Genomic DNA, 17,768 nt, shown 5'->3' on the forward strand with positions numbered 1-17,768 from the left:
CGCACGTCCGGCGGAGCGCGGGACGGGGGAATGTCGGCGGTCGCGCGACAATGGGGGACATGACGAGGTACGTCGCGCTGCTGCGCGGGATCAACCTGGGGGCGCGCCGCCCTGTCGCCATGGCCGACCTGCGAACACTGGTCACCCGACTGGGCTACACCGACGTGGCCACCCACCTGCGCAGCGGCAACGTCGTGCTGACCGCGCCCGGGGCCGACGCCGACGAGGTGGCGGCGCGCGTCCGCGGCGCCCTGCGCCGCGAACTCGACCTCGACGTCCCGACCGTCGTGCGCGCGGCCGACCGGCTGCGCGCCGCCGTCGACGCCAACCCCCTGGACGTGCCCGACCCGGCCCGCTTCCTCGTCCTGTTCTGCTCAGGACACCTGGACGTGGACGCCCTGCGCGGGCTCGACCCGTCGCGGCTGCCCGACGAACGCCTCGCCGTGACCGAGACCGAGGCCTACACCGACCACCGCGAGGGCCTGCGCCGGGCCAGGGCCCCCGTCCTCGTCGCCCGACACGCCGACGGTGTCCTCACCGGTCGCAACTGGCGCACCGTCCTGCGGCTGCTTCGGATGGTCGAGGGCTGACAGCGGCCATCCCCGGCAAGTGTCCGAGAGATGTCCTCGGTGAACCGGGGACGGCGCGGATCCGCCGCCGTCACGTCCACGTGAGAAGGGGTGGTGTCGGTGCCGACACGCTGGACCTTGATCCTGCGTGACCTGGCGGAGACCGCGCGGCCGATCCGGCCCGAGGACTGTCACGGACTGCTCAACACTGGTGGCCGCAGCCTCCGGACGAGCACGCCGCAGCCAAGCGGTGGTCGATGAACGGCTGGCCCGCGCCGCTCGGCGACCGGCTGCACCACTGGACGCTCACCTGGCTGGACGACGCGGTCCCGCCCCCGGTCGACCCGCGGGACCTGGTGGGGCAGCCGCAGCGGATCGGGGACCACCTGCTCGAACCGCTGTCGGTCACCCGTACCTTCGACGTCTCCTACTCCCGCATGCTCACGGCCTCGCGCGGCCCGGCCGCGGTCCGGTCGGCGGCGATCCGCAGCCGCACGCCCATCGTCATGACCACGCGCGACGCCACCGGGGAACGCATCCCGCACGTGTGGCCCAACCCCCGGCGGATCTTCGGCGCGGTCCACCGGTCCGCGGGCGGGATCGTCGGCGGCAGCGGGGCCGTGGGCGCGGTCGCGCGGTTCGCCCCCCGCGAGCTGGCCGAACCCTGGCTGGAGCTCGTGCTGGGCGGTCTGGCGCAGGTGCGGCGCGTCCCCCTTCCCGGAGCGGAGGTGCGCATGGCCGAGCACCACCACGCCGACAACCGCACCGTCCTGGGCTGGGAGGGCGGTCTGCGGCTGGACCTGGCGGGCGGGGAACGCCGCCACGCCGACGCGTTCGCCGCCCTGCTGGAGTTGGTCGAGCTGTCGGGCGTGGGCAAGTACACGGCCCAGGGGTTCGGCGCGGTCCGCGTGGACACGGTGACCAGAACGGGGATGACTCCCCAGGCCCCCGCACCCCGTTCCCGCGGGCGAGCGGACCGGGGCGGGCGCCGCGCGCCCCGGCGGGTGGACGGCCCACGTCCACGGATGGCGGCCGAGGAGTTCAGCGGGACGCTCTTCGACTGATCCGGGACCGCCGGCTCCCGCCCGGGGACGGCGGGCGGGGGTCGGTCCGGCGGAGCCCCGCGCCCGCTCGGCGGTCGGTGGGGCGGGGCGGCGGCCACGCGCTGGCGCCCGGCACACACCGCGCCGCCCGCAGCCGTGAGCGCGAACCCGACCCGGCGCGCTGAATCGTGCCCCCTGGCCGGCCGCCGCCCGGGTACGGGGCATCACACCCGGGGGCCCCGGGCGCGAGGTCCCGGTCCCCCCCGTCGATCCCTCAGCACCCGTGCAAGTCCTCGCAGGTGGGGGACCAGGTCCTGGGCGGTCAGCGGCGCCGGGACGGCGGGCGCAGGGGCCGCGGGCGGGCCGGGGAACGCCGTGGGTTCCGGAAGGTGCCGTGTCATGGTGGGGACCTCTCCGTGCGGGAAGGGCGGATGCGCATCCAGCTCTCTCGGACACTGTCCTGGGCCCTGGCCGGAACGGGACGATTCGCCACGAGACGGTGTCGGACCGTCGGCGCACCTGGTATCGATGGTGATCGTGGCCGTACCGGCAGCGTCCGAGAGAGGTCACCAGGACGCCCCGCACGTCCGGCCCCCATCCCCGCCCGTCCAGAGGGAGACCTCCCACGGTGACTCGTCGCGACCCTCGGCCGCCCTTCCCGGCGCGGTCGTTCCCCCGCAGTGAGGAGGCGGGAGATCCGCCGGTCAGCGGTGTGGTGGTCGGCGTGGACCTGCGCGGCATCCAGGCCTTCGTCTTCGGCGGTCGGCGCATCCTCGACGCGGTGGGAAGGGCGGCCCTGGTCGCGGAGTTGACCGACACCGCGAACACCCGCCACGGCGTCGCCGACCTGCTGCCGCCCGACCACGTGGTGCTGCGCGACGCGGGCGGCGCCCTCACCCTCGTCCTTCCCGACCTGCCCGCCGCACGGGAGTTCACCGGTCGTTACACCCGGCGGCTGCGGGACCTGGCCGGGCGGCTCACCCCCGTGGTCGCCCTGGTCCCCTACGGTCCCGTCGGCGACGGGACCGGGGCCGGGCGGGTCGTCTCGGGCGTGGACGAGGCCCTGGCGGCGCTGCCCTCGCGGCTGCGCGACGCCCGACGGCGCATGTCGGCTCTGCACACCCCCGCCCACGGGTACGGCGTGACCGCGGTGTGCGCGGTCACCGGGGGGCCCGCCGAGGTCGTGGACGGCAGCCGGGCCCAGGACGGCGACGCGGGCGTCCACGAGCGGGTGACGGCCGACGTGGCCCGAGCGCGCGGGGTGGGCCGCCGCTGGCACCGCGCGCACGGCGCCGCGTGGTTGGACGGGGCGGTCACCGCCACGGGGGAGCCCGAACTCGCGCTCCCCATGGAGGTCGACCGGCTCGGCCGCGACCACGGCGACCTCAGCCGCCTGGCCGTCGTGCACGTGGACGTCAACGGGCTCGGCGCCATCCTCGGCGACTACCGCGACCGTGTCGCCGACCCCGCCGCCCCCGGATCGGGCGCACTGGCCCAGCGGACCCTGTCCATGCGCATCGCCGACCTCACCGAGGGTCTGGCCCGGGCCCTGGTCCGTGCGGTCGCCGCCACCGTCCACGCCGAGCCCGGCCGCCGCCCGCACATCCCCGGCGCGGGCGCGGCTGGCCCGGTCTCCCTCTTCCACACGCCGACCGGGCCCGTCCGACTGCCGCTGCGCCCCATCGTCGTGGCGGGCGACGACCTGACCGTCGTGTGCGACGCCCGGCTCGCGCTGAGCCTGACCCGGTACGCCCTGGACTGGCTGGACGCCGACCCCGATCGGATCGCCGACCCCCGCGACCCCCGGGTGGCCCTGCACCGGGTGCTCGCCGGGGCCCGTGGCGGCGTGTCCGACGGCGGTCGCACGGTCACCGGTCCGGACGGGCGCGTGCACTCCACACACGTGCCGACCGTCGGCGCGGGGATCGCGGTCCAGCCCGTCGGCGCGCCCCTGTGCCTGGGTTACGACCTGTGCGAGGCGATGTGCCGCCGCGCCAAACAGCATCGCGTCGACCGCGCGGCGACCGACCCCACGGCCCCCGACGACCACGCCGTCGCCTGGACCACCCGCTTCGACGGGGCGGAGCGCGTCCTGCGCAGGCTCGACCAGGCCCGTCAGGCCCTCGATCCGCGCACCTCACTGCCCCTGACCGGCACCGGTTTCTCCCTCTTCCTGGACCGCTACCTGTCCGGGGACGCGCCCGGCGGCCTGCTCGCGGACGGCGACACCCGCCACCGGGGCTGGCTGGTGTCCGCGCTCGTCCCGCTCCTGGAGGCTGGCGCCGACCCGGGCCCGGAGATCGACCGCCGCGCCCGGGTGACCGGCGCCCCCGTCGCGCTGCCCCCGGACTGGACCCCCGGCGCGCTGCTGGACGCCGTCGAGGTCATGGACCTGTACCTGGACCCCGGCCTGGCCGAGGCCCTCCCGCCCCACCTGCCCCAACCCCCCGACCGCGAGGCCGCGTCCCGGCGGCGAAGGGCCCGTTCCGGTGAGCCGCCCCGACCGCATCGCCGTGCACCTGGCCTCGCCCGCCCTCTTCGTCGGCGCCAGCGCCGACGGCACCGGGGCCGACACCGACGTGGTCACCGACGACCACGGCCTGCCCTACCTGCCCCGCCACCGCCTGTCCGCGCGCCTGCGCGCCGGGGCGGCCAGCGCGTCGGCCGTCGCCCCGCACCTGTTCCGCGCTGCCGACGACCTCCTGGGCCGCGACGGCTCACACGGCCCCGACCGCATGCTGCGCGTGGGCCACGCCGTTCTCGGGGTCGAGGTGCGCGCCGCCGTGGCCCGCGCGTTGGCCGGGCGCGCCGAACCCGTGCGCACCACCCTGCGCCGAGCGGTCACCGACGCCTTCACAGCCCTGGAGTCGGGGGTGGAGATCGGCTCGGGTGGCGCTCCCGAACCCGGGCGGCTGCGCACCCACCGGGTCCTGTTGCCCGGGCTGACCCTGACCGCCGCGCTGACCTGGGCCGCGCCTCCGGAGGAGGAGCACTGGCGGATCCTCGCCCGCGCCTGTCTGGCCACCACCCAGATCGGATCGAAGGGCTCTCGGGGCCGCGGTCGCGTCGACGTCCGCCTGGTCGGCCCGGGACCGGAGGACCCGCACGCCACGACGCTGCGGCTGGCCGCCCCACCCGCCCGGGTGAACACACCGCACCCGGGGACGGTCCCCGATCCCTCCGCCCCGCAGGCCCCGCCCGCTCCGTGGACGCGGACCGGCTCGGCGGCCCGCGGGAGGGAGGCCCGGTGACCCCCGCCCCACGCACCGCCTACCTGCCGCTGCGCTACGTCCTCACCGACACACTGGCCGTGCGTACCGCCTTCGACCCCCTGAGCGTGGAGTCCGCGCACGTCATCAGCGGGAGGTCCCAGCGCGGCATGTTCGCCGCCGCCCTGCGCCGCGCCGGACGCCACGACGACCTCGACGCCTGGGTGGCGCGCGGCGACGCGCTGCGCTTCGCCCCCGCCCACCCCCGCCTGGAGCCAGACGGCGACCCGGCCGCGGCCCACCTGCCCCGCGCGGCCGCCGCCCTTCCTCCGCCCGCCTACCTCCACACCCCCGGCAAGGACGGCGACACCACCGTCGACGTCTTCGGTCCCACCGACCCGGCCACCGCCTACCGCGCGGTCCGCGACCCGCTGACTCCCGACCGCTCGCTGCGCGCCCGCCTGCGCACCACCGCCGAGCAGTACCTTGGCCGGTCCCGTGCCGGCGCCACCGCCCAGGGGGTTCCCTTCCTCACCACCACGCTCGACCCTGGGCAGGTCTTCGAGGCCCGCTGGCAGCTGCGCGCCCCGGACACCGCGGCCCTGCGCTCCCTGGCCGCACGGGTGGTCGCCGCCCTCGCCGAGGCCGGGGACACGCTCACCCTGGGATCGGGCGGCACCCGGGCGCACGGCGGGGTCCGCGTGGCCCCCGTCGACCCCGACCGCCTGCTGGTGCCCGACCGGGTCGACCCGGTGCGCCCCGACCGCTCCTGGCCCGCCGGAGCCCCTGTCGACCTCCTGCTGCTCTCACCCGCGCTCGTGGTGGACGAGCACGGTCAGCACCGGCCCGATGCGCTCGTGCCCGCCGTGCTCGACCTGCTGGGACGGCGCCTGCCCGACACCCGAGCCGAGGTCCTGGCAAGCCATGTCGAGGCCGAGACCGTCGGCGCCTACCACCGCGGCTACCAGGGGCCGATGGCCGAGCGCTGGGCCGCCCGGCCCGGTGCCGTGGTCCGCCTCCGCCTCGACCGGGACCTGACCACCGAACGGGCCCGGCTCCTGGAGGCGCACCCGCTCGGGGAGCGCGTGGTGGACGGCCACGGACAGTTCACACTCGCCTTCGCGCCGCCGCCCGTCCCCGAACCGCTCGCCCCGCTGGCGGAGCCCCTCGCGGGCGGGGACCGGGTCGTGCTGTCCGCGCCCCCGGACCCGGACGCCGACGCCCAGCTGCGTTCCCTGTACGACGACCTGTTGTGGAACGCCGTCGCCCCACCGGTGCGCGACCACGCCCGCGCGCTGGTGCGGGGTTCCGCGCACCTGCTCACACCGCTGACCCCCAGCCTGGTGGGCCGTCTGCGCGAGGTCGTGGTCCACCCCCACCGCACCCCCGAGGACGCCCTGGCGGCCCTGCACCGCGTCGTCGCGGGCGACTTCTCCGCCGACGCCGACCCCTCCGGAGCGCGCAGGGTGCTGCACGACCGGGCGGTGCGCGCGCTGGAGCGCGCCCGGCTGGCGCGACCCGGTCGACCCGGCACCGTCACGGTGCGCGCCTGGCTGGAGGATCTGGCCGGGGGCGCCGCCGCGTGGTGGGCCGACAACCGTCCGGATCCCCGACACGGCCCCGCCTACGCCGAAGCCGTCGCCGCCGTCGACCTGACCTTGACGGACGGCCGGCCGCCGCGCGCCCACCCCAGCGGCCTGTCCGCGCACGCCCGGGCCTGGGAGCGTCGGGGGGCGGCGCGTCTGTGCCTGGTCCTGGTCTCGTCCTGGCTGGCCGAGGCCGCCCGCGTCCCGCGCCCGGCCGCGGACGGCGGCCCGTCCCGGGGAGGCCGCGGGTGACCCCGGCACTGGTCTGGGAGGTCACCGCACACCTGTGCCTGCTGTCCGACACCCATGTGGGCGCCGCCCAGGCAGGCGCGCGCCACGCCGCCGAGAGCGACCTCGACCTGCACGTGGACCGCGATCCGCGCACGGGGGCGCCCCGTCTGCGCGCCACCACCCTGGCCGGGCTCCTGCGCCACGAGCTGGCCGAGCGCACCGGCGACCCCGACCGCGTGGGCACGCTCCTGGGTTCCGCCGAGCCCCGAACCGAGACCGGCCAACGGGTGCTGCCGCCCCGCCCCAGCGCGCTCGACCTCGACGACGCCCAGGCGGTCCTGCCCGGGGGGACGACGGTCGCGGTGCGCGCGGGGACGCGCGTGGACCCGGCCACCGGGGCCGTGCGGCCCGGGCGAACGTGGCAGTGGGAGATCCTGCCCGCCGGAACCGTCCTCACCGCGCACCTGCGCCTGCGCGTGCCCACCCCCGCCGACGAGTCCGGGCTTCTGGAACTGCTCGTGCTCGCCGCCGGGGGGCTCGACGGCCTGGGGGCGGGCGCGCACGTCGGCGGTCGTACGGGGAGGGGGTACGGGGCGGTGCGGGTCACGCGCTGGACCGCCCGAAGGTATGACCTCACCGACGAACACGGGTGGTTCGCCCACCACGCACGGACCTGGGCCGAACGCTGGTCGCGGGACGCCGCCGTCCCGGGGCCGCCCCCCGTCGAGGAGTCGGGCGCGGGAGTTCCCGGCACGGGCCGCGCGGACCTGCTGACGGCTCTGCGCGGCGAGCTGGCCGCCCGGGGGCGCTCTCCGGCCGTCGCCGGACCGGCCGTCCTCGCTCCCGCCGCCGACCGCCGTCGACGCGCCGAACTCCACCTGGCGCTGGCCGTGGGCGAACGCACCCCGCCACCGGTCGGCGACGGCTCCGTGGACGACGTCGGGGAACGTCGAGACGGCGTCGGCCCGCTGCCCGATCCGCGTCCTGGGCTGCTCATGATCGGGGACGCACCGACCGGTGACCGGATCAGTTCGGTCGACCGCGCCCACCGCCGCCGCCCGGTCGGGGCCGCCGCCGACCCCACCGACGTCCGCCTCGCGCCCGTCCTCGGCGACACCGCCCTGTTCTCCCTGTTCAAGAGGGTCGCCGCCCGTCTGGTGCGCGACACCGCCGAACATCTGGGCGGCCCGTCCTCCCTCTGGCGGCACTGGCACGCCCACTGGTGGGGCGCCGACGCCGAACGGGGCGTGCCCCGGCCCTCGCGCGTGCGCCTACGGGCCACCCCCGTCCTGACCGGCGGCGCGCCGCTGACCACCACCCGACTGACCGTGGACGCCCTGTTCGGCGACGCGGTCGACGGCCGCCTGTTCACCACCGACCTGCACTGCGGCGGTGCCGCGGAGGCCGTCCTCGACGTGCGCGAACCCGACGAGGCCGTCCTCGGCCTGCTCACCCTCCTGGTCAGGGAACTGGCCACGGTCCCCTTCGAGACCCTCGGCGCGGGCACGGGCAGCGGAAACGGACGCGTCACCGCCACCGGCGCCGCCGTGACCATCCACCCCGGCGACGGCGGACCGGCGCGCACGGTCGACCTCACCGCCGCCGTGTTCGCGCCCGCCAGCCCCGAGGCGGCCACCGCTCGGCGCTGGTTGGCCGCGCTGCACGCCCGCCTGGCGCCCGCCGACCCGTCCGGAGGTGACCGGTGACCCATCACCCCCCGCTCCCCGCGGGCCTGGCCGTTCGCCGGTTGACCTCCGAGGAGGTCGACGGCGTCCTCACCGACGTGTTCGACCGCGGATCACGGTGCCGCCTCCTGGACGCGCCCGACGCCCCGGACCGGCCCCAGTGGCTGCTCGCCGAACTCGGCGACGCGCGCGTCACCGGCACCTGTCCCCGCGACCGTTGGTACCGCTCCGACACCCATCCGGGAGCCGACCCGACCACGCGGCCCCTGGCTCCCGCCGCCGACCGCTGGCGGATCCTGGAGGTCCTGGTCTTCTCCGCCACCGCCCAGATCCGCCTCGGCGAACGGGCTGAGGCGGGGTGGATCAGCGCTGACGACCCCGAACCGGTCCCGGCCTGGCTCCGCCCGAGGGACCGCTCCTTCCTCCTCCAGGGCTGGAACGGGCCCGCGCACAGCCGCACCGTCGACACCCGGGCGCCCCTGTCGGTGACGCGGGAGCCCGGTGGGGCCAGGGCCGTCCTCCCGGTGGCGTGGGCCGACTTCGCCGGGCACCCGCGCCCGGCCCCGGGCGGGCGCACGGCGCTCTCCAGCCGGGGAACGTGGCTGACCGTCCGCGAGTACTGGGCCGCCGACCCCGCCACCGGCGCCGTCGGGGTCGCCTTCCACCGCCTCACCGGCCTGTCCACGGGCGCCAAACCGACCGGACCGGAGATCGACGTCGGCACGGGCGACGAGATCCCATGGGCGGGGGACTGATGCGGCGTCGGGACGGTTTCCCACCGTGCGGCGACAACCATGACGGCGAACCTTCGGCCCGGTCGCGGGTCCGGTACCCCGCCACGGCCCCCTACGGCCTGGTGCGCCTGGCCGACGCACCGACGCCCGCCGCCGACCTGCACGCGGGGTTGCGCACCGACGACCTCCTGCGCAGCCACGACCGCACGGTCGAGGGCACCCACTCGGGCTGGATCGAGCTGACCCTGACCACCCTCACGCCCACCTTCGTCGGACAGACCCTCGACCGGGGCGCGGTCAACGTCTCCACCCGCTTCCCGCACGGTGACGCCCCCCTCCCCGCGATCCCCGGTTCCACCCTGCGCGGCCTCGTCCGCAACACCGTGCGCCTGCTCACCAGCGGTGAGACCGGTCCGGTCAACACCCCGATGCTGTTCTTCCGCGCCCCCGTGCGGATCGACCCCGACAGCGCCGACAGCGCGCTGTCCACCCGCGCCCGCCAGGTCATGGCCCACCAGCACGCCCACTACCGCAAACGCCGAGCGGGCCTGCGCACCAGGCAGGGGTTCCTGTTCCACGCCGCCGACGAGGACCGGTGGTACGTCGTCGAGGTGGCGGCCACCCCGCTGACCGGCGAGGCGGGCCAGGCTCTGCGGGTGTCCTTCGACGTCCTGCGTGAGAGCCTGCGGACCTGGGACTTCGGGGTCGCGGACTTTCCCGACCCGCCCCGAGCGGGCGGTTACGTCCCCACCGCGCACGACCAGCACGGCCGTCTCCAGTTCCGCTGGGTGCACGCGGTCCACCTGCCCGGCCAGAAGCGGGTCTGCGCCGTGGCCCCCACCGAACCCGAGGCCCGGGGCTACCTCCGCGCCCGCGCACCGCACGCACGAGGACGCGGGCGCGGCGGGGTCGTTCCCTGCCTGACCGTCCTGACCGGGGTCGCCGCCGGGGAGCGCCGCAACGCCTACCTCTTTCCCCGTCCCTTCGACCTGCGCTCCGGGCGCTCTCCGGTCCCCGACGCCATGGTGGAGCTGTTCGAGTCCGCCGAGCAGATCACCGGCTACCAGCGCGTCGCCTTCCCCGACGCTCTCGGCGTGGACACCGCCGATCCCCGCCGCCCGCCGGTGGCGGGGGCCAGCGGCGGCGGACTGCCCCGAGACGGGCTCGAACCGGTCTGGTTCGACGTCGACCTGTCCGGCGACGTCGTCTCCTTCGGCCGGTCGGGCGGCTACCGGATCGCCGTCAGCGACGACAACCCCGTCCGCCGGGCCGTCCCCGCGGCGGTTCTGGGACCCCAGCGCGGCGACCCCGACCGGGCGGGCCGCCCGGTGGACGTGTGCCGCGCGATGTTCGGCGACACCGACACCTTCGCCGGGCAGGCGGGCGCGTCCAAGGGCCGGGTCTCCTTCGGGCACGCGCTCAGCGCCGACCCCGACCCCGACTACCCCGACGGCGCGGCCCTGCGCGTGCGCCTGCTCTCCCCGCAACGCGGCTGCTTCGCCAACTACCTCGTGCAGGGGCCCGACGCGGCCGCCGGGGACCGGCCCGACATCGTCACCTGGTCCCACGAGGGGCGCGTCCGTCTGGGCGGATACAAGACCTACCTGCACAGGCACCGCGCCGATCTGGGCCGGCCGGTGCGGTACGACGCCCGTGCCCAGGAGGAGTTGGGCGTCACGGTGCTTCCACCGGGGCACCGGGCCGAGCCGGTCCGCGACACCCAACGCGACGTCGTGCCCCTGCGCGACGGCCTCACCTTCCGCTCACGCGTCACCTTCACCAACCTCACCGACGGTGAACTGGGTGCGCTCCTGCGCGCGCTGCTCCTGGACAACCCGGTCGACGGCGGGGACCCCGCCGACCCGGCCCACGCGCACAAGATCGGCATGGGCAAGTCACTGGGCATGGGCAGTGTGCACCTGCGGCCGCGGCTGTACCTGGTCGACCGCGGGGCGCGCGCGGTCTCGCTCGATCCGGCCGCCGGGGTCACCCGAGCCAGCGACGCGCGCGTGCAGGGGTTCCTTGACGCGTTCGGTGCCGCGCTGGTCGGCCGCAGGCTGTCCGGCGAACCCCGCCCCGAGCGTTGGCGCGAGGTCGACCAGGCCGTGGACGTGTGCCTGGCCAGCCGGTGGCGCGACCGGCTTCCGTGGGATCGCACGGCCGTGATGTCACTGCGTGAGTTCGCCGAGTACCCGGTCCTGCCGCCGCTGACGGTCCGGTTCGCCGACGCGGACCGGGAGCGCGGTCGGCCCCCGACCGCGCCCGCGCACCGCGGATGAGCGGGCGGGACCGGTCTCACCCCTCGATCGCCTCCGCCAACGCCTCCAGCAGGTCGGCGCGCAGGTCGGGGTCGTCCTGGGTTCCGTGCCAGCGCTCGGGCACGCCTGAGCCCTCCTCCAACAGGCGGCGCAGCAGACCGTCCAGGGCGCCCTGCGGATCGGCGTCGAAGCGCGCGCGGTCGGCCTGGGCGCGGTGGGCCAGTTCCCGGCCGGTGGCCCGCAGCCACGCCCGCTCCGCCGGTGCGAGCACCTCGCGGCGGTCGCTGGTGTCCTCCTCGACGGCGGGGGAGCCGGGCACCGGGGCGTAGGGGGCGCTGCGCGCTCGGCCGCGGGCCTGCTGAACGAGGCGAAAGTGCGCGGGCATGTCGACCGCCATGCGCCCCAGCACACCGGTCAGGCGGCGCGCGACGTCCTCCCCGCTCACCCCCGGCAGGACCTCGCGCAGGTGCAGCCGACGCCGCTGGTCGGGGGTGCGGCCCTGGTCGGCGTCGCGTCCGGCGGCCAGTTCGGCGAGCTTGCGCAGCAGGTAGTCGCCGGTCGCGGTGGAGACCATCGGCGGCTCCTTGGCCTCGGTGACCGAGCGCCCGTGCAGGTCCGAGACGGGAACGGCGCTGCCGTCCTCGGTGAAGGAGACGGTCTCGCCCGGGTGGATGTCCTCGGGCAGGTCGGCGGCCGGGTTGCCCCACCCCGCGGTCAGCACCAGCAGGGCCAGCGCTTCCTGGTCGACCACGTCGGCGGCCACCGCGGCGACGTCGCGCCGCTGGGCCCAGCGGCGAGGGCGTTCGGAGAAGGCACACCGGGTCCGTCCGCCCGCCATCGGCTGGGGGTACACGCGGCGCAGGTTCTTGTACGACCGGTCGCGGCGCACGTCGTCCAGTGCGTCGCGCAGCCGGTGGGCGGCGGTGCGGTCGACGCCGGACGCCGTGGGCGCGGCTCGTGCCATACGCACGGCGAGGACGCTGCTGGGGTCGCCGCCGTGGACCGGGCACGGGCAGTGCTCGGCGCACAGGTCGACGTAGTCGCAGAACTGCTGGGAGTGACCCGTGCAGCCCTGGGCGGTTCCGTCCGCGGAGCAGGGCCCGCACCCCAGCACACGGGTGAACGCGCGCAGGAAGGCAGCGGAGCCGAACAGCTCCCAGGCGGAGCAGTGGTGCGTGCTCACGAACTCTTCTCCCCGGGGGTCCGGGGCCGGGTCGCTCTCCCAGCCCTCCGGGAAAGCGTGTGTGGGAGTCGGTGAGACCTTGGCCGGACACCCCCGCGTGAACGGGAGGTCCGCCCCCAAAGTAGGGCGGTTCCAAACGGACTGTCAATGTCCGGACGGGGTCCCGAACCCGTATTCGTGTCGCCGAGAGCAACAAAACGGACACGCGTCACACCAGCCTCGCGATCGGGTCGCTGGGAGTGTCCCAGCAGGGCGCGCGGCTGTGTCCGAGAGACTTGCGATGACGGCCCCGGCCGGGGCCGCCGCGGCCCGCCGCGCCCCCCGCGCGGGCCGTCGCGGAGCGAGAGGAACGGAGGTCGCCGGATGGCGGTGGTCAATCTGACGCCGCATGTGGTGACAGTCGTCGACGAGCGTTCACACGTGATCGAGAGCTGGCCCCGGGCGACCCACCCGGTCCGCGTGGAGGCGGTCCGCGTACCGGTGCCGGAGGCCGACGGCGTGCCCGCCGGGGTGCCGCTGGTGGCCGAGCGGCGGACGCGCGCGGACCTGCCCGAACCGCAGGCGGGGGTGTGGTTCATCGTCTCCTCCGTCGTCGGCTCGGCCCACCCCGAGCGCCACGACCTGCTCGTTCCCTCCGACCTGGTCCGGGACGGGCGCGGAGTGGTCACCGCCTGCCGGTCGTTCGTCATCAGCGGCAGGACCGTGCCCGCACGGCCGGAGCCGGTGGGCGGGTGAGCGCGCCGGGCCCGGCCGTGCCCGTCCGGAACGGGTCCCAAAGAGTCACACCATCACCATGCGCACCACATCGGTGGCGTACGGTCGTCGGGCCCTGGAGAAGGCAACGGGCCTGAACTAGCCTTGTGGCCCCCGGGCCGCCCGTCGGAGAAGGACGCCGTGGACACTCCCCGCACCGCCGTCGTCCTCGTGGGCCGCAACCCCACCCCGGCCCTGCTCTCCTCGCTCACCCTGCCCGCCGACCACGTCGCCCTGCTGTGCAGCGACGGGACCCGGCCCATCGCCCGACGCGTCGCCGCCGCCGTCGAACGGATCGCCGCCCCCGCCTCCGTCCGCTCCCTGAGCGTGGGCCCCGACCCGCACGACTTCGCCGCCGTTTCCCACACCCTCGACGCCTTCCACCGCGACCACGGCGGGCGGCCCTGGTTCCTCGACTACACCGGGGGAACCAAGGTCATGAGTGTCGCGGCCGCTCTCCTGCACCATGACACCCTGCCCGCCGACCGCCACCCCCACGCCGGTCGGTGGCGCCACTACCTCGACGCCAGCGGTGACACCCTGCGCACCGCCGATCCCGCCCACCCCGGACTGCCCCTGGCCACCACCGGCGTTGACCTGTGCACCCTGGCCGGGGTCCACGGCGCCCGGTGGCTCGACGACCGCGACCCCGAACCCGTTCGCCTCGTCGCCCAAGGCGGCACACAGGCGCTCCTGGCCCGATTTCCTGACATGTCACCCTCCGTCAGGCGCGGTGTGGTCGCCGAAGCGCGAGTCCTGTCCCACCTGAGGCGACTCCTGCGCAGCCAGTCCGACACCGAGGTCCTGGGCCCGCGGCAGGTCGCCGACCCCCTGCACCCGACCGGCTCCGTCGCCGACTTCGACGCCGTGGTCCGCCACCGCCACCGGGTCCTGTGCGTGGAGGCCAAGACCCGGCCCGCCGACGTCGTGGCGCGCGCCGGGTGGACCGTGGCCAAGGCCCGCCGCGTCTTCGGCGGCGCCGCCCAGGTCCTGTTCGTCTACACCGGTCCCGTCGTGCCGGGTCTGCGGGAGGCGATCACCGTCTACAATCCGGCGCTGTCCGCCCGGCTCGTGCACGTGTGGAACCTGGGCGACCTGCTGGAGCGGGTCACCTCCTTCGACGACCTGCGCAGGGCCTTCTTCCCCGCACCACGCGTCCGCCCGCCCCGGCCTTCCGGCGACCCGACGCGCCCGGTCGCGCCGGCCCAGCCGAACTCCGCCTCGGTCCCCGCCGCCCACCCGGGCCCCGGGGACCGGCCGGTCCTGGTCACCGCCCTGGGCGGGAGCCGCCTGGGCACCCTGACCGCCGTGCACGCCCACCGGCCCGGCCGCGCCCTGGTGCTGCCCTCGCGGCAGAGCCTGCGCGACAACGTGCGCGCGGCGGCGGCCCGCGCCCTGTACGCGGCCGAACACCCCGGGTCCGCTCCCGTCGACGCCGACCGCCTGAGGGAGTCGGGGTACCGCGACCGTGTACGCCTCACCCCCGACCCGGTCGAGGGGGCCGACGCGACGCGGTCGCCGCGGTCGCCCACGACTGGATCGTGCGCGAGACCGCTCCCGGGGAGGCCCCGGACACCCCACCGCCCCCGGTGATCGCCGACATCACCACCGGTACCAAGGCGATGAGCCTCGGCCTGGCCCTGGCCGCCCTGCGTTCCGGAGCCTGCGTCACCTACCAGTTGCCGCACGAGCGCGCGGTCGTCTGCCGCGACCACGGCGTGCTGCCGCTCAAGGGGCGCGCCGCCGTGGACTGGTCACTGGTCCTGTCCGGGTACGCACCGCTCGACGAGCCGCTCGCCGGGCGTCTGTGCCGCGCCGCCCGGACCCAGGTCGACGCGGCCCTCGTCGACGCCGCGCGCACCGCGCTCGCCCGTGCCGCCAGCGGCCCGGTCGTGGTGTGGATGGACGTCACGCTCACCGATCCGGAGGGGTGTCTGACCGCGCAGGAGCGGCCCAGCCTCGTGCTCACGTTCGACGACCGGGCGGTCGGCCTGGCCGCACCGGCCTGGCGCAGGCGGCGTGCCCGGGACGCCCGCACGCACCACGTCACGCCGGGGGCGTGGGCGCAGAGCGCCTTCTCCGCCACCCTCCACCTCCAGCTGCGCTGCGACGTGGCGGGAGCGGTCGTGGCCCTGACCCGGCCGGGGCGCGACGTCGGCCGGGCACGCGAACTCGTCGACTGGATCGCGCACACAGCCCCCGGCGACCGTGCGCCGACCGACCGCCTGTCCTTCGGGGAACCGCTGCGTCCCATGGTGGTGACCGCGTCGCCAGACGCGCTCCCCGCCCTCCTCGACGCCGACGTCAGCCGTCTGTGAGCCGCCCGAGCCCTGGGTCCGGCGTCACCGAGTCCACGCGGATTCGGCGCAACCGGAACGGGGACCGGTCCGACCCATCACGCGTGCGCCGAACCATCTCGGCGGCGCGCCATGGAACAGAGCACCGCGTCGAGTGCGACGCGTGGACAGATGGACAGAACGCAGACGCGGGTGCGGTGGGGAGTCCCGGACTTGGGGGCCGCAACGGCGATGGCGGTGACCTCCCTGGTCTCGGGGCGCGTCCCGGCGGCGGGCGAACCCGAGGCGGCGGACGCCGCGGACCTCGGTGTCCCCCGACCGGCGCGGTCAGGGCCCACCCGCGGTCTTGGGCGCGGTCGGCGTCACCGTCGGGTGAGGCGGAGCACCGGGTACACGCGGGCGGACTTGCGCTGGTAACTCTCGATGCGGGGCTGGGCGGCGGCGACGCGCCGCCAGGCCCGCTCACGCTCGGTTCCGTCGAGCATGTGCGGCGTCACCGGGACGACCTCGCGGCCAGGCAGTTCGATCGCCGCCCGCTCGGGGCGTCCGAGTAGGTTGAGGTGCCAGTCGGGATGCCTGTTCGCGCCACCGGACGCGACGACCAGCCAGGAGTCCTCGCCGTCGGGGAACCACGCCACGGGTGTCTCCCGCCGCTGGCCGCTGAGTCGGCCCACCGTGTGCAGGATCAGAACCTCCATGCCCATGAACGTCCCGCGCCCGCTCCGGATCTTTCGGATGACGCGCGCGTTCATGCGGTGCTGCATCCAGCGCGAGAACGCTCCGTGCCCGCCACGGTCCCGGGTCTCCGCCCCCATGCCATCGACTGCCTCCGCTCAGTGACGATGATGTCGTTCTCGGTCACACTAAGTGAGTGTGGGTCGTGGGGGCTTCTTGATTCCTGATCGATGGTGGAGGGCGTGTCCGCGGCGGTCGCGCCCCGCCGTCAGGCGGCCGTGCCCAGGAGCGTCGCGGCGACGCGCCGGGCGACGGACGTCGCGCCCGTGGTTCGGTCCAGATGGGCGGCGGTCATGGACCCGTCCACGAGTTGGACCAGCGCGGGCACCAGGTACTCCTTGTCCGCCCGTGGGTCGAGGAGCCGGTCGAACAGCGAGTGGAGCCAGTCGCGCCAGTCGCGCACGGCCGAGCGGATGCCCTCGTGGGTCGGGTACTCCGCGGCCGCGTTGGTGAACGGGCAACCGCGCCAGTCGGCCGCACACATCTCCCCGTCGAGGGCGTCGTACACCGCCAGCACCCGCTCGCGGCGCCCGGCGGTCCGCGGGCCGACCGTTCCCTCGACGTGCTCGGCGATCGCCGCGTGCCGTCGGCGCAGGTACGCCTCGACCAGGTCCTCCTTCGTGCGGAAGTGCACGTACATCGTGGACTTGGCGACTCGGCTCTCGGCGATGATCCGGTCGATGCCGACCGCGTGGATCCCCTCGCCGTAGAAGAGCCGGTCAGCGGTCTCCAGCAGCCGCTCGCGCACGGGGGTCCGTTGGTTCGTGGTGGTCATGCCCGCCAGTATCGAACGAACAGATCTGTTTGACAAGTGGCGTGTCGGGGGTTAGATTCGCCTTCAGTTCGTACGTACTGGTCTGTTCGATTTGGAGAAGGAGTCTCCCCATGTCCCGAGTCACCCTGATCGAGCCCGCCTCCGCCACCCCCGCCGCGGCCGAACAACTGGACGCGGTGAGGAAGGCCCTCGGCGCCGTGCCGAACCTGGCCAAGGCCCTCGCCAACAGTCCGAGCGCGCTCAAGGGCTACCTCGGCCTCAACGGCGCCCTGGGCGCAGGTCAGCTGTCGGCCGCCGACCGTGAGCGCGTCTCCCTGGCCGTCGCCGAGGTCAACGACTGCGACTACTGCCTGTCCGCGCACACCTACATCGCCGCCGAGGTGGCCAAGGTGGGTGAGGACGAGATCGTCGCCGCGCGTCGCGGCACCAGCGCCGACCCGCGGTCCGCCGCCGTCGTCGAACTGGCGGTGAAGGTCACCGAGACCCGCGGATCCCTGGCGGACGAGGACCTGGCCAGGGCCCGCGAGGCCGGTCTCAGCGACGCCGAGATCGTCGAGGTCATCGCGGGCGTCGCGCTCAACGTGCTGACGAACTACGTGAACAAGGCCCTGGACGTCGACATCGAGTGGCCCGCGGTCAAGCCCCTCGCCGAGCTCGCGTAGCTGACACGGTCGTCCGCCGGACACGAACGCGCTCCCGGACCGGGATCA

Annotated in this window: 12 protein-coding genes and 2 pseudogenes; 10 read left to right on the plus strand and 4 right to left on the minus strand. The window is 75.8% G+C overall.

What is annotated here, in order from left to right:
* Positions 1 to 50: 50 nt before the first annotated feature.
* Both BJF83_RS01525 and cas6 read left to right on the plus strand, forming a co-directional pair.
* Positions 51 to 590 (plus strand): DUF1697 domain-containing protein, encoded by a 540-nt coding sequence (locus BJF83_RS01525; protein WP_075924875.1) that lies wholly within the window; start codon positions 51 to 53, stop codon positions 588 to 590.
* Between the two features lie 90 nt (positions 591 to 680).
* A pseudogene (gene cas6 / locus BJF83_RS01530) lies at positions 681 to 1,633 on the plus strand (CRISPR system precrRNA processing endoribonuclease RAMP protein Cas6).
* Positions 1,634 to 3,749: 2,116 nt separating this feature from the next.
* On the opposite strand, the gene BJF83_RS30780 reads toward cas6, so the two are convergent.
* Positions 3,750 to 4,046 carry a hypothetical protein gene (locus tag BJF83_RS30780; protein ID WP_262391234.1) on the minus strand — a complete coding sequence of 99 codons (297 nt, stop codon included), beginning with the start codon at positions 4,044 to 4,046 and terminating at the stop codon, positions 3,750 to 3,752.
* Positions 4,047 to 4,101: 55 nt separating this feature from the next.
* Between BJF83_RS30780 and BJF83_RS28260 the strand changes: the two genes are divergently transcribed.
* The 5 genes from BJF83_RS28260 to BJF83_RS01560 are packed head-to-tail and all read left to right on the plus strand — an operon-like array spanning position 4,102 to position 11,336.
* The gene (locus BJF83_RS28260) at positions 4,102 to 4,863 is read left to right on the plus strand and encodes a hypothetical protein (protein ID WP_262391235.1); all 762 of its coding nucleotides are present in this window, start codon (positions 4,102 to 4,104) and stop codon (positions 4,861 to 4,863) included.
* Entirely contained in the window at positions 4,860 to 6,659 is a 1,800-nt protein-coding gene (locus BJF83_RS30785) for a hypothetical protein (RefSeq protein WP_075924926.1), read from the plus strand. Before BJF83_RS28260 ends, BJF83_RS30785 begins: the two co-directional genes overlap by 4 nt.
* Complete coding sequence (locus tag BJF83_RS01550) at positions 6,656 to 8,344, plus strand: RAMP superfamily CRISPR-associated protein (protein WP_075924876.1); 1,689 nt, start codon at positions 6,656 to 6,658, stop codon at positions 8,342 to 8,344. Before BJF83_RS30785 ends, BJF83_RS01550 begins: the two co-directional genes overlap by 4 nt.
* Positions 8,341 to 9,078 (plus strand): hypothetical protein, encoded by a 738-nt coding sequence (locus BJF83_RS01555; protein WP_075924877.1) that lies wholly within the window; start codon positions 8,341 to 8,343, stop codon positions 9,076 to 9,078. The genes BJF83_RS01550 and BJF83_RS01555 overlap by 4 nt, the downstream gene beginning before the upstream one ends.
* Positions 9,063 to 11,336 carry a TIGR03986 family CRISPR-associated RAMP protein gene (locus BJF83_RS01560; RefSeq protein WP_394329284.1) on the plus strand — a complete coding sequence of 758 codons (2,274 nt, stop codon included), beginning with the start codon at positions 9,063 to 9,065 and terminating at the stop codon, positions 11,334 to 11,336. Before BJF83_RS01555 ends, BJF83_RS01560 begins: the two co-directional genes overlap by 16 nt.
* A 16-nt stretch (positions 11,337 to 11,352) precedes the next feature.
* Here BJF83_RS01560 and BJF83_RS01565 read toward each other — a convergent pair whose 3' ends face one another.
* Positions 11,353 to 12,498: a hypothetical protein gene (locus BJF83_RS01565; protein ID WP_075924878.1), complete on the minus strand. Its 1,146-nt coding sequence runs from the start codon at positions 12,496 to 12,498 to the stop codon at positions 11,353 to 11,355.
* 363 nt (positions 12,499 to 12,861) lie between these two features.
* Between BJF83_RS01565 and BJF83_RS01570 the strand changes: the two genes are divergently transcribed.
* Positions 12,862 to 13,233 carry a hypothetical protein gene (locus BJF83_RS01570; RefSeq protein WP_075924879.1) on the plus strand — a complete coding sequence of 124 codons (372 nt, stop codon included), beginning with the start codon at positions 12,862 to 12,864 and terminating at the stop codon, positions 13,231 to 13,233.
* A gap of 159 nt (positions 13,234 to 13,392) precedes the next feature.
* A pseudogene (locus BJF83_RS01575) lies at positions 13,393 to 15,569 on the plus strand (CRISPR-associated protein).
* A 341-nt stretch (positions 15,570 to 15,910) separates the two neighbouring features.
* Here BJF83_RS01575 and BJF83_RS01580 read toward each other — a convergent pair.
* Positions 15,911 to 16,300 carry a nitroreductase/quinone reductase family protein gene (locus BJF83_RS01580; RefSeq protein WP_262391236.1) on the minus strand — a complete coding sequence of 130 codons (390 nt, stop codon included), beginning with the start codon at positions 16,298 to 16,300 and terminating at the stop codon, positions 15,911 to 15,913.
* 191 nt (positions 16,301 to 16,491) lie between these two features.
* A complete protein-coding gene (locus tag BJF83_RS01585; RefSeq protein WP_075924881.1) occupies positions 16,492 to 17,058 on the minus strand; it encodes a TetR/AcrR family transcriptional regulator in 567 nt (188 codons plus the stop codon).
* A 110-nt stretch (positions 17,059 to 17,168) separates the two neighbouring features.
* On the opposite strand from BJF83_RS01585, the gene BJF83_RS01590 reads away from it, so the two are divergent.
* Entirely contained in the window at positions 17,169 to 17,720 is a 552-nt protein-coding gene (locus tag BJF83_RS01590; RefSeq protein ID WP_075924882.1) for a carboxymuconolactone decarboxylase family protein, read from the plus strand.
* Positions 17,721 to 17,768 lie beyond the last annotated feature (48 nt).

This window comes from Nocardiopsis sp. CNR-923 (assembly GCF_001942255.1).
GTDB lineage: Bacteria > Actinomycetota > Actinomycetes > Streptosporangiales > Streptosporangiaceae > Nocardiopsis.

Bases quoted from the DNA above. Each gene is read 5' to 3' on its own strand.
- BJF83_RS01525 (WP_075924875.1), top strand. From the start codon at position 51: ATGGGGGACATGACGAGGTACGTCGCGCTGCTGCGCGGGATCAACCTG.
- BJF83_RS01560 (WP_394329284.1), top strand. From the start codon at position 9,063: ATGGGCGGGGGACTGATGCGGCGTCGGGACGGTTTCCCACCGTGCGGC.
- BJF83_RS01570 (WP_075924879.1), top strand. From the start codon at position 12,862: ATGGCGGTGGTCAATCTGACGCCGCATGTGGTGACAGTCGTCGACGAG.
- BJF83_RS01580 (WP_262391236.1), bottom strand. From the start codon at position 16,300: ATGAACGCGCGCGTCATCCGAAAGATCCGGAGCGGGCGCGGGACGTTC.
- BJF83_RS01585 (WP_075924881.1), bottom strand. From the start codon at position 17,058: ATGACCACCACGAACCAACGGACCCCCGTGCGCGAGCGGCTGCTGGAG.
- BJF83_RS01590 (WP_075924882.1), top strand. From the start codon at position 17,169: ATGTCCCGAGTCACCCTGATCGAGCCCGCCTCCGCCACCCCCGCCGCG.